Here is a 12,846-nt window from a genome sequence, read left to right on the forward strand (position 1 = left end):
TCTAGTTTCCAGCCTTAGAGGGGCTGAGTTAGACATAAACAGATAATTTTAACGAGAAATAAAAAAATGACTATTGACTACAAAAACACCTTAAACCTGCCTGAAACAGGCTTTCCGATGCGTGGCGATCTTGCCAAGCGTGAACCTGATATGCTGAAAAATTGGTATGACAAAAACCTCTACCAAAAAATCCGCACCGCTTCAAAAGGCAAGAAAACCTTTATTTTGCACGATGGCCCTCCGTATGCGAACGGTAACTTACACTTAGGGCACGCTGTAAATAAAATTTTAAAAGATATTATTATGAAGTCTAAGACTTCACTGGGTTATGACACCCCTTATGTACCAGGCTGGGACTGCCACGGTTTGCCGATCGAACTAAAAGTAGAAGGCATTGTGGGTAAGCCGAACGAAAAAATTTCAGCAGCGGAATTCCGCCAAGCGTGCCGTGATTATGCGAAAGAGCAGGTGGAAGGGCAGAAAGCAGACTTTATCCGTATGGGGATTTTAGGGGATTGGGATAATCCATACCTCACAATGAATTTCAACACCGAAGCGAACATTATCCGCACGCTAGGCAAAGTGATTGCGAATGGCCACTTATACAAAGGCTCAAAACCGGTTCATTGGTGTTTAGATTGCGGTTCATCACTTGCTGAAGCAGAAGTGGAATATGAAGACAAAGTATCGCCGTCTATTTACGTTCGTTTTGAAGCGGTAGATACAGCTGCGGTTGAAGCCAAATTCAACGCACAAGGCAAAGGCAGCGGTAAGTTATCTGCGGTGATTTGGACAACCACACCGTGGACAATTCCGTCTAACCGTGCGATTGCGATCAACCCTGAATTAGCCTATGCCTTAGTGCAATTCGGCGATGAGCGTGTGGTGCTAGCGGTCGATTTAGTGGAAGATGTTGCAAAAGCGGTGGGCGTAGAAGCGTTTGAAATTTTAGCCACCATTCAAGGTGAAAACCTAGAATTATTACGCTTTAACCATCCATTCTACGACTTCAACGTGCCGTTTATTTTCGGCGACCACGTGACCACCGATGGTGGTACAGGCTTGGTTCACACCGCTCCAGACCACGGTGCAGACGACTTCGTGGTGGCTCGCAAATACAATATCGAAATGGCAGGCTTGATTTCAAACGATGGCAAATTCAAAGCGGAAACGCCATTCTTTGCCGGCTTAGGCGTGTTTGAATCGAACGACAAAGTGGTGGAAAAACTGCAAGAAGTGGGGGCATTATTAAAATTATCCCGCATTAAGCATAGCTACCCACACTGCTGGCGTCACAAAACCCCGATTATCTTCCGTGCGACTCCACAATGGTTTATCGGTATGGAAACTCAAGGTTTACGCCAACAAGCGTTAGGCGAAATCAAATCGGTGCGTTGGATCCCGGCTTGGGGTGAAGCTCGTATCGACACAATGGTAGCGAACCGTCCGGACTGGTGTATTTCACGCCAACGTACTTGGGGTGTACCGATGGCGATGTTCGTTCACAATGACACCGAAGAGCTGCACCCACGCACGCTTGAATTAATCGAAGAAGTAGCGAAACGTGTAGAAGAAAAAGGCATTCAAGCGTGGTGGGATTTAGACCCGGCAGAGCTTTTGGGCGAAGAAGCGAAAGATTACCGCAAAGTGCCGGATACGTTAGACGTGTGGTTCGATTCAGGATCAACCTACGCTTCTGTTGTAGAACAACGCCCAGAATTTAACGGTAATTCGGCAGATATGTATTTGGAAGGCTCAGACCAACACCGTGGTTGGTTTATGTCATCGCTAATGCTTTCCACCGCAACCAACGGCAAAGCTCCATACAAGCAAGTGTTAACCCACGGCTTCACTGTAGATGAAAAAGGCAGAAAAATGTCGAAATCGCTTGGTAACGTGATTGTACCAAGCGAAGTGTGGAACAAAAATGGAGCGGATATTTTACGTTTATGGGTTGCTTCAACCGATTACACTGGCGAAATTGCAGTTTCACACAACATTTTAAACAGTGCAGGGGAATCTTACCGCCGTATTCGTAACACGGCTCGTTTCTTGTTAGCGAACCTAAACGGCTTCGATCCAAAACGTGATCTGGTTAAACCTGAAGAGATGATCGCTTTAGATCGCTGGGCGGTAGCCTGTGCGTTAGAGGCTCAAAACGAGATCAAAGAAGCTTACGACAACTACCAATTCCACACGGTGGTGCAACGCTTAATGCGTTTCTGCTCAATCGAAATGGGCTCGTTCTATTTGGACATCATTAAAGACCGCCAATACACCACCAAAGCGGATAGCCTAGCTCGCCGTAGCTGCCAAACGGCGTTATGGCACATTTCAGAAGCCTTGGTACGCTGGATTGCTCCAATCCTGTCATTCACCGCTGATGAAATTTGGAGCTACTTGCCGCAACTGGAAGGCAGAAGCGAATTTGTGTTCACTGAAGAGTTCTATAACGGATTATTCGGCTTAACCGAAGCGGACAAATTAGACGATGCTTACTGGCAACAGATCTTAAAAGTGCGTTCTGAAGTGAACCGAGTGCTTGAGCAAGCCCGTAAAGACAAAATCATCGGTGCAGGTTTAGAAGCGAAAGTGACGGTTTATGCGAATGAAGAAATTCGTCCATTGCTAGAACAACTTGGCGATGAATTACGCTTCGTGTTGATTACCTCACAAGCAATTATCAAACCGCTCGCAGAAGCAGACGTAGCTGAAGGCGAATTAGCCGGTTTAGCAGTGAAAGTGGAACATGCAGACGGCGAAAAATGCCCACGCTGCTGGCACTACGCCACCGATATCGGCAGCCACGTCGAGCACAAAGAAATTTGCGGACGTTGTGTGGAAAACGTAGCGAAAGTGGGCGAAAAACGGTTGTTTGCGTAATCATTCTATATAGTTTAAGGCAGGGAAAACCCTGCCTTAGCTTTTTCAGTTATAGATAGACACCTTCTTAAAATTTGCAAAAATTTCCTAAAAAATAGCCGCTTGCATCCCTATAAAAATGAAAAAATTATTCTTTTCCTCTCTTTTATCTCAATGTTTTCTCAAGAAGATTCCACCTTTTCCCCAGAGTGCCATTAATGTAAAATCGCTTTATTGGCAATTTCGGTGTAAAATAGTAGTAAATTATTAAAAATCGGGAATCATTAATGTTAATTTTGAATAAACAACGCAAAGCCGAACAGCTATTGAAAAGCCTGCCATATCTGCCACAAAATGCAGAGCAAGTTACTTTTCTTTCTTCAAGCAATGCGTTTAAACAGCAAATTTTACAGCTGATTCAAACGGCAAAAAAACGAATTTATTTAACCGCTCTCTATTTTGAAAAGGACGAAGCAGGGCAGGAAATTTTAAGCGCACTTTATAATGCTAAACGGAGTAATCCAAATTTAGACATTAAAATCTTGGTGGACTGGCACAGAGCTCAACGTGGGCGTATTGGCGAAGTGGAAAGTCTATCGAATGCTGATTGGTACACGAAATTTAAAGCCGAACAAAATCTCCCTGAAGGGCAAGAAATTGAGTTCTACGGTGTGCCAATTAATGGGCGAGAAGTGTTTGGCGTGTTGCATCTAAAAGGTTTTGTGTTTGACAATACCATTTTGTATAGCGGTGCTAGCATTAATAATGTCTATTTGCACCAATTTGATCGTTATCGTTACGATCGTTATCACGTTCTGGAAAATAAAGAGTTAGCGGATAGCTGGGTAACGTTTGTTCAGCAAAATATCTTACCGAATGAAGCAGTTAAGCGTTTAGATATAGCGAATCGCCCTAAAACGATCGAAATTCGCTCACAGATTAAAGCATTCCGCAAACAGTTAAGTCGTGAGCAATATCAATTTAATGGAATGGCGAAAAGTGATGATTTGCTGGTTTCTCCATTATTTGGTTTAGGACGTCGCAGAAATCAGCTCAACAAAGTTATCGAGGCATTGTTCTACCAAACCGAACAAAAATTAACGATTTGCACACCTTATTTTAATTTTCCGCTTTCGCTAAGAACCCGCATTGAGTGGTTGTTGGCAAACGGTAAATCAGTGGAAATTATTGTGGGCGATAAAACCGCTAATGATTTCTATACCAAGCCTGATGAAAAATTTACGATGGCATCAGCTCTACCTTATTTGTATGAAAAGAATTTGCGGGCTTTTGCGAAACGATTAGATTTTTATATTCAGAATCAGCAACTTACGATTCGTTTATGGAAGGACGATGAAAATAGTTACCACCTTAAAGGTGTATGGGTAGATAACCGCTATATTCTACTCACGGGGAATAATTTAAATCCACGTGCATGGCGGTTAGATGCGGAAAATGCGATTTTAGTGTCTGACCCAAAAGCTGAACTCAGCGAGAAAGCGGAAATGGAGTTAAGCCAAATTCGCCAATATACTCAAATTTTAAGTCATTACAGCGACTTAGAAGTGTTAGCAGACTACCCTGAAAATGTGCGTAAATTGCTGAAAAAATTTGGCAGAGTAAAACTTGATAAGATTGTGAAGATGTTACTGTAAAATATGCAATATAAGGGCGAATTGATTGTTCGCTCAATTATTAAGGATAAAAATGAGTGAACAAATTTATGGCATTCACGCTGTGAAAGCCTTTTTAGATAATGCCCCAGAGCGTTTAATCGAAGTGTTAGTCCTAAAAGGGCGAGAAGATAAACGTTTAATGCCGTTATTAAATGAACTTCAGCGTTTAGGTGTTTCGATTCAGCAGGTTAATCGCCAAGCATTAGATAACAAATCGCAAGGCGAAGTACATCAGGGCATTATTGCAAGAGTTGTGCCACAAAAAGAGCTAAACGAACACGATCTTGATGCAATTTTAAGCCAAAAACAAAATCCACTACTGCTCATTTTAGACGGCGTAACTGATCCCCACAATCTCGGTGCATGCTTACGTACTGCTGATGCTGCAGGGGTTGATGCGGTTATTGTACCGAAAGATAAATCAGCTCAACTGACTTCAATTGCCCGTAAAGTGGCGTGTGGAGCAGCAGAGGTAATGCCACTTATTCGAGTAACTAACCTTGCTCGCACAATGCGTGATTTGCAAGAACGCCACCATGTGTGGATTGTTGGCACGGCAGGTGAAGCAACATCGGGCATTTATGAAGCGAAATTAACAGGTTCAATTGCTTTAGTGATGGGTGCAGAAGGCGATGGAATGCGTCGCTTAACCCGTGAACATTGCGACCAACTTATCAGCATTCCAATGGCAGGTTCGGTGTCATCACTGAATGTCTCGGTTGCAACAGGTGTTTGTTTGTTTGAAATTGTTCGCCAAAAGTTGGCAGCAAAATAGTGAAAAAATAGGGGCAGATTATTATTTGCCCCTATTTTTATTACTTATCTAAATAATCTTCCAAATTAATCACCTTGTCGCACGATTTCTCGATTAAATAAGGATCGTGGCTCACCAAGATCAAGCTGCAATTTCTGGCTCGGCATTGGTTTATCAGTAATTCAATCGTTTCTTGTTGTGTGATAGGGTCAAGTCGAGATGTCACTTCATCAGCAAATAGCAGCACAGGGTCGAGTAATAATGCTCGTAAAATTGCCACCCGTTGCAGCTCGCCACCTGATACATTTTCCGCACTGCGTTGTAAAATATCTGGGTTAAGCGAAAGCTGCTCTAACAAACTTGGAATTGGTAAGCGATCGAGTTTATGCTTGTTTATTACATCATCAAGCAAGGTTTGCAAGCTTACATTTGGGGCAAAAGCCTCTGGTGGATCTTGGTAGAGCTTTAACACTTGGTGTTTTTTATGGCTTTGACTGTACCATTTTATCTCGCCCGATTTAGGTTTGAGTAAGCCACACAGCACATCAGCTAATGAGCTTTTGCCAATGCCACTATGTCCTACAATGCCTAGCACTTCGCCTTTGTGCAGATCAAAAGAGAGATTGCTAAACAAGGTTTTCTTGCCTCGAGCAATACTCAGGTTTTTAACCGATACAAGCGGTTGTTTTTGGCTCATATTTTGCAAATCTTGCAATGGCTGCCAATGTTTTGGATCAGCGGCAATTAAGGCTTGGGTATAAGGGTGTTGTGGATTGCTTAATAGAGCTTTTGCCTCGCCTTGTTCCAACAGCTCGCCTTTTTTCATTACCAGTATGTAGCCACCGAGTTGTTCGGCAACTTCAATATCGTGGGTAATGGTCAATAAACCACCACCATTTTGGTAAGCGGATTTTAACAGTTCAATCACTTTGCCTTTGCTAATTGGATCAAGCCCTTTGGTCGGTTCATCTGCCAGTAAAATTTTTCCACCCGCAGCAGTTGCAATGGCAAAGGAAGCACGTTGTGCCATTCCGCCTGAAAGCTGGTGTGGATAGCTTTCCACAGATTCTTTTAAGCCGAGCTTGGCTAAATAGGCTTGGCTTTCTGTTTTCGCTTGGGGAGACGATTTCCCTGCTACATAGTGAAAACTCTCCCATAACTGCTTGCCTATTGCCATAATAGGGTTGAGCGAGCGGCGAGGTTCTTGTGGCAGCATTACTAAGGTTTTACCCCACATTTTTTCAATCTCAGATTGTTGGTTAAAATCAATTTTGCAAGTTTCAACAAAAAATTGACCGCTTGCAATCAGCCCTTCAGGTAAAGCTCCCATAATAGCTTGAATTAACAGGCTTTTTCCTGAACCTGTTTCGCCTAAAATGGTAATATTTTTGCCTTGTTGCAATGAGAGAGAAATAGGTTGAACCAGCGTTGTGCCTTCTTTGGTTTTTACGCTTACATTTTGAATTTCCAGTAACATTATTTCACTCTCCCTGATAACAATTGTAGGCTAAGCACCATTAAAAACACCGCTACTACAGGTTGTAAGAAAATGAGCGGAGCTTCATAGTAATAAGGGAATAATTCCGTCATCATTAAGCCAAGCTCTGCTGTAGGTGGGCGTAACCCCACGCTTACAAAGCCGAGTGTTGCGAGGGCTAAAATCGCATTGCCGAGTGAAAAAGCAGATAATGTGGCGATCATTGGCAGTAAACGAGGTAATAAATGGCGTTTGAAGCTATAAAGCCAGCCCATTCCCATTAAGCGAGAGGCTTGAATTTCTGAGCTGTTTGCCATTGTCGAGCTGATTGAGCGGATCACACGGAAAAACTCCACCCACATTACCAGTGAAATCCCTAAGTAAAGTGTCCAGAACGAACCCGGAGAGAGGGCAGCAAAGAGTAGCACTAATAGTAAGCCCGGCAGAGCCATTACCAAATCACAAATAAAGCTGAAAATGCGGTCAATCCAGCCGCCGAAAAAGCCTGCCATAATGCCTGTAATTAATCCTGCTACTAAAGCACAAAATACGCTAAATAGCGATAAGCCAAAAGAGAGGCGGATTGCAGAAGAAAGGCGAGCAAGCATATCTCTGCCGAGATGGTCTGTGCCGAACCATGCTAATTCATTTGGATTAGAAAGTGTATTAGTTAAATCTTGAAAGCCGATATCCATCGGGTAAAAATAAGGTTGTAAGAAGGCAAACCCTAGCATAATCAGTAGGATTGCACCGCCTAAATATTGTGAAGTTGAAATTTTCATTTTGCATCCTATCGTTTAATTCGTGGGTCAATCCAAGCACTGAGTAGATCAGCAAGGGTGTTTAATACAACAAATAATCCGCCCATTACGAGGGTTGTGCCTTGAATCATCGGTACATCTCGGGCAATAATGGCGTGAACCAATGCGTGTCCGCTGCCTGGCCAAGCGAATAAACTTTCTACCACTACAACACCTTCAATTAAGTAAACGAGTTGTACTGCGTGGTAGGCAATAACAGGCACAGCAATGTTTGGTAAACCGTGTCGCACGAAGGTTTTCCAGCGGTCTAGCCCTTTTAATTGTGAGAATTGGTAAAATTCTGCACTTTTCACTTGTACCATTGCAGATCGAGTTACCCGCACTGAAACCGCACTCAATCCAATCGCAAGAGTTAATGCGGGTAAAATAAAGTGTTGCCAACTGCCGTATCCGCCTGCAGGCAACCATTTAAGCTGTGCTGAAAAAAGAGTAATTAAGCCAATAGCGATAATAAAAGCTGGCACAGAACGGAATAAGGTACTAAATACCAGCGTCAAGCGATCAAAAAAACCGTTTGGTTTGCGAGCGGCAAGTAGTCCAAGTGTCGGACCAATAAGAATAGCTAAGATAAGTGCCACAATCGCAAGGCTTAAGGTATGCCCGAATTGGTGCTGAATTTCAGCCCAGACGGAATCGCCTGTTACCAACGATTTGCCTAAATTAAACTGCAATAAATCGCCCAACCAACTGAAGTAGCTTTGCCACCAAGGCTGATCTAACGCTAACTCGGCTCGCACTGCTTCAGCAGCCATACTGTCGGCTTGGTCGTAACCATAACGGCTGGCGGCGATACGGTATGCCATATCGCCCGACAGCTGGCGGGTAATAATGAAAGTTAATGTGCCGACTGACCAAATCACTAATAAGAGTTGGGTAAGGCGGCGGAGTAAGATACGAATCACGTCTAGTTTTTCCAAAATGTAGAGGCGGGTCCTGTACCCGCCCTTAAAATTAATATTAGAATATGGACAAGCATAGGCCTGTCCCTACGATTATTTACTTAGTTTTTCCAAATAAAAACGTCTTTCAAACGGATCAAGCGTCAAGCCATTAATACCTTGGTGTCCGACTACGGTTTGTTGATCGTACACAATCGGAATAATAGGTAATTCATCGTGAATAATTTGGCTCACTTGCTGCTTTAATTGCTTCGATTTTTCAGAATCGACTTCTGTTTCAAGTTGTTTTAGAGCCTGATCTAGGTTGTCATTGCGCCAGTTCATTGTTCCCCAATCGCTTCCGCCATTGGCAAAGTCTTGCACTAACAAGGCGAATGGATCGAGGGTTTTCGCATAGTTGAACGCATAAAGCGCCATCTCTAAAGTCCCATTTTGGTGTCCTAGCGGAATTTCACTGAAGTTACCAACAGATACATTGACATCAATCCCGATTTTCTTCCATTCAGCTTGTAAAATAGTTGCAATAATCGGCAATTCTGGACGATCTGAATAAGTTCTTAACGTGAAAGTAAACGGCTTGCCCTCTTTGGTTAGTTTGCCTTCTGCGTTATATTCATAACCAGAAGCGGTTAAATTTTCCTTAATTTTTGCAATAGTTTCATCGTGGCTTAAGGTTGATTCTGTGGTTGCAACACGCCAGTCAGCAAAGGCTTTAGGTAAAATTTGATCTGCCATTCCATCTTGGATTTTTAAGATCTGTTCGGCGATCGCTTTACGATTAATCGCTTGTGATAAGGCTTGGCGAATAGCTAAGTCGTTAAAGAATGGCTTCGCAACATCCATTTTAAGCTGAGTCGTGCGGGCAATAGAGGTATTGATAAGTTGCAAATTTGGATCGGCTTTTAAACGTGCGACACTTGCTTTATCTAAATTAAACACTAACGACGTTTTATCACTCTGTGCCATTAAGGTCCGAGTTTCACTACGGCTACTTGCCAAATAATTCGCTTGCTGAAGTTGTGGCTTGTTGCCCCAATATTCATCAAAACGAACGCTTTCTAATTTTTGTGGAGCTTCGATTTTAGTAGCTTTGAATGCACCTGTACCAATTACTTGTGCTACATCGCCTTTATCATTAAAACTTTCTTCCGCCAAAATTAAGGTCGTATAGTGTGTTAAGAAAGAAGGAAATGGCACAAAAGATTTTGTTAATTCAAATTGAATTTGTGTTGGGTTGACTGCTTTGATCTCTTTGATAAACGCCTTTTGCAACACACCCGGTTTGGAAAGTGCAATTTTTAACGATTTTTCGACCGCTTGTGCGGTTAAAGGCTTGCCGTTGTGGAATTTGGCATCACGTAGGGTAAAAGTCCAAATAGTTGCATCACTATTGCTCTCCCATTTCGTTGCCAAACCTTCTACTAATTGACCTTCAAGATTAGCTTCAACTAAGGTTTCAGCAATATTCATACGTTGGAAAATCACGCCCGATTGGTTTAAATCTAAACTGTTTAATTCCCAAGGCGCAACAACCGTTACAAGCGGTAAAGTTTCCGGATTTTTTTGCGATTGTTCAGGCTGTGCTACCGGTTTCTCTACATTAGCTTGTGTATTATTTTTATCATCACAAGCTGCAACACAAAATGCTGCCATCGTTAATGGAATTAACCATTTTTTCATTTTATTTTTCTCCATAAAAAAATAAGGGGTTATATAACCGCGAACTTTAGCATATTTCCATAAAAAAAGTAGAGTTTTTTAAGTTGAGTGTTTTAATTGGTTATTTAATAGTCGGTATGTGAAATGAGCTCTATTTTGGCACCGGAATTATTTTTACTCCAAAATGGTTGGCGACTTTTCGTTCCTCATTTTGCAAAATCGGCAAAGAATTGACCCGCTTGTTACCAATGACCATTGTTGAACTGCCGCCACCGTCAAGGTTGATGGCTTTGGTGAGTTCAAGTTTGCCGGCAAGTTCAGCTAGCTCATCTAAGGTAACGCCACCAAAGGTTAATTGACGCCCTTCAACCACAACCAAATAGAGCCAGTTTTTCTGCTCGTTCAAGCCAAGCAAGGTGCGAGGGTGTTTATCGTGAAAAATACTTTGCGAACAGCCGACCTTATCATTTTCCGCACACTCAAATTTCCCGCTTTTGGCGTTATACCAATGCCAGCCGCTCACTGCCACTTGCCATGTCGAATTTTGCTTGGAGAGAGTATTTTTTCCCTCAATGCTGCACTGATTAGATTTATCACAGGCAAATACCACCCGATTACGCACATCACCATATTTAGACCAACGCTTGCCTTGGCTTACCACCAAGCCAATCGGCGTGTAATCTTTCCAATAAAAGTTGGCGTTGATGGCAACATCGGTTTCATATTTCTTCGCAAAATCAGACACTGTTGAGCCGTTATCGCTTTTTTCCGAACCGACAAAAGCTAAATTTTTGCAGTTCAAATCCACCCGAGTAATATGAAAAGGGGATTGATCGGAATAATCAATACATTGATGTTCAGCATAGGAGAAACTAGAGGAGAGTAGTGATAAGAGGATTAAGAGGCGTTTCATAGGAAAAATAAACGTTTATGGATAAAATAAGCGGTCGGTTTGCAAAATTTTCTGCAAAATCGACCGCTTGTATTAAAGGATTAATGCTCTCTTGTTTTAAAGAAGGTTACATCAGGATAACGTTCTTGTGCCAAGTTCAAGTTCACCATCGTTGGGGCGATATAAGTGAGGTTATCGCCGCCGTCTAGGGCTAAGTTTTGCTCATTTTTGCGTTTAAATTCTTCAAATTTTTTCGCATCACCACATTCAACCCAACGGGCGGTTGCCACGTTTACCGTTTCGTAAATCGCCTCAACGTTGTATTCCGATTTTAAGCGGGAAACCACCACGTCAAACTGTAGCACACCGACCGCTCCCACAATTAAATCGTTGTTGATTAGTGGGCGGAAAACTTGCACTGCACCTTCTTCTGAAAGCTGAACCAAGCCTTTTAACAGTTGCTTTTGTTTGAGCGGATCTTTTAAGCGAATACGGCGGAACAGTTCTGGGGCAAAGTTTGGAATACCGGTAAATTTCAGGTTTTCGCCTTGGGTGAAGGTATCGCCAATTTGGATTGTGCCGTGATTGTGTAAGCCGATAATATCGCCGGCGTACGCCTCTTCTGCGTGAGCACGGTCGCCCGCCATAAAGGTTAAGGCGTCAGAGATCACCACATCTTTGCCGATGCGTACGTGCTTGAGCTTCATTCCTTTTTCATATTTGCCGGAAACCACACGCATAAAGGCAACTCGGTCGCGGTGTTTTGGATCCATATTCGCTTGGATTTTAAACACGAAACCGCTGAATTTTTCTTCGCTTGCCTCAACGGTACGGCTGTCAGATTCACGAGCTTGCGGAGCCGGAGCCCATTCGGTTAAACCGTCTAAGAAGTGGTTTACCCCGAAGTTGCCTAACGCTGTACCGAAGAACACTGGGGTTAATTCGCCGTTGATGAAAGCCTCGTGTTCAAATTCGTGTGAAGCACCTTGTACCAATTCCAACTCATCACGCAGTTGTTGGGCTAAATCATCGCCAACCGCTTGATCTAACTCTGGATTATCTAATCCTTTAATAATACGGACTTCTTGAATAGTATGCCCTTGGCCTGTTTGGTAAAGGTAAGTTTCATCTTTATAAATGTGGTAAACCCCTTTGAACAACTTACCGCAACCGATTGGCCAAGTGATCGGTGCACAGTTGATTTTCAATACGCTTTCTACTTCGTCCAATAATTCCATTGGATCACGAATATCACGGTCAAGCTTATTCATAAAGGTCAAGATTGGCGTATCACGCAAGCGGGTAACTTCCATTAATTTAATGGTACGTTCCTCAACCCCTTTTGCCGAATCAATCACCATCAAGCAGCTATCTACAGCGGTTAAAGTACGATAAGTATCTTCCGAGAAGTCTTCGTGCCCCGGCGTGTCGAGCAAGTTCACCAAGCAATCATTGTAAGGGAATTGCATAACAGATGTGGTAATGGAAATCCCACGTTGCTTTTCCATCTCCATCCAGTCGGATTTGGCGTGTTGTGCCGAGCCTTTGCCTTTTACCGAGCCTGCGGTTTGAATCGCATTTCCGTATAAAAGCACTTTTTCGGTGATGGTGGTTTTACCCGCATCGGGATGGGAAATAATCGCAAAGGTGCGGCGTTTATTAACTTCTTGTGGATATGACATTTTTTTCTCAATAAATTAAAAATAAAAGGGCGGAAAGCCCGCCGAAAATTCGCTGATATTTTCGCTGATTTGAGGCAAGAGGGCAAGCGGTTAAATTTTTCCGAAAAATTGCAAAAAAGCAGAG

9 protein-coding genes are annotated in these 12,846 nt (G+C 42.9%); 3 read left to right on the top strand and 6 right to left on the bottom strand.

The window, feature by feature from the left end:
* Positions 1-66 precede the first annotated feature (66 nt).
* From ileS to rlmB, 3 genes are all read left to right on the top strand, one after another.
* Positions 67-2,883: an isoleucine--tRNA ligase gene (gene ileS / locus A6B40_RS08165; protein WP_176672098.1), complete on the top strand. Its 2,817-nt coding sequence runs from the start codon at positions 67-69 to the stop codon at positions 2,881-2,883.
* A 266-nt stretch (positions 2,884-3,149) separates the two neighbouring features.
* Positions 3,150-4,517, top strand: a complete 1,368-nt coding sequence (pssA, locus tag A6B40_RS08170; RefSeq protein ID WP_176672099.1) for a CDP-diacylglycerol--serine O-phosphatidyltransferase — start codon at positions 3,150-3,152, stop codon at positions 4,515-4,517.
* Positions 4,518-4,569: 52 nt separating this feature from the next.
* Positions 4,570-5,313, top strand: coding sequence for a 23S rRNA (guanosine(2251)-2'-O)-methyltransferase RlmB (gene rlmB / locus A6B40_RS08175; RefSeq protein WP_176672100.1), 744 nt, complete (start codon positions 4,570-4,572; stop codon positions 5,311-5,313).
* A 40-nt stretch (positions 5,314-5,353) separates the two neighbouring features.
* On the opposite strand, the gene A6B40_RS08180 is transcribed toward rlmB, so the two are convergent.
* The 6 genes from A6B40_RS08180 to prfC form a co-directional block, all read right to left on the bottom strand.
* A complete protein-coding gene (locus A6B40_RS08180) occupies positions 5,354-6,772 on the bottom strand; it encodes an ABC transporter ATP-binding protein (protein WP_176672336.1) in 1,419 nt (472 codons plus the stop codon).
* A complete protein-coding gene (locus tag A6B40_RS08185; protein ID WP_025247227.1) occupies positions 6,769-7,551 on the bottom strand; it encodes an ABC transporter permease in 783 nt (260 codons plus the stop codon). The genes A6B40_RS08180 and A6B40_RS08185 overlap by 4 nt, the downstream gene beginning before the upstream one ends.
* 8 nt (positions 7,552-7,559) lie before the next feature.
* On the bottom strand, positions 7,560-8,492 hold the full coding sequence (locus A6B40_RS08190) for an ABC transporter permease (protein ID WP_025247228.1): 933 nt from the start codon (positions 8,490-8,492) through the stop codon (positions 7,560-7,562).
* Between the two features lie 90 nt (positions 8,493-8,582).
* Positions 8,583-10,169, bottom strand: coding sequence for an ABC transporter substrate-binding protein (locus A6B40_RS08195; RefSeq protein ID WP_176672101.1), 1,587 nt, complete (start codon positions 10,167-10,169; stop codon positions 8,583-8,585).
* Between the two features lie 130 nt (positions 10,170-10,299).
* The gene (locus tag A6B40_RS08200) at positions 10,300-11,061 is read right to left on the bottom strand and encodes a phosphodiester glycosidase family protein (RefSeq protein ID WP_176672102.1); all 762 of its coding nucleotides are present in this window, start codon (positions 11,059-11,061) and stop codon (positions 10,300-10,302) included.
* An 80-nt stretch (positions 11,062-11,141) separates the two neighbouring features.
* Positions 11,142-12,722 (bottom strand): peptide chain release factor 3, encoded by a 1,581-nt coding sequence (prfC, locus tag A6B40_RS08205; protein WP_176672103.1) that lies wholly within the window; start codon positions 12,720-12,722, stop codon positions 11,142-11,144.
* Positions 12,723-12,846 lie beyond the last annotated feature (124 nt).

Origin of the sequence: Mannheimia varigena (assembly GCF_013377235.1) — a bacterium.
Classification (GTDB): domain Bacteria; phylum Pseudomonadota; class Gammaproteobacteria; order Enterobacterales; family Pasteurellaceae; genus Mannheimia; species Mannheimia varigena.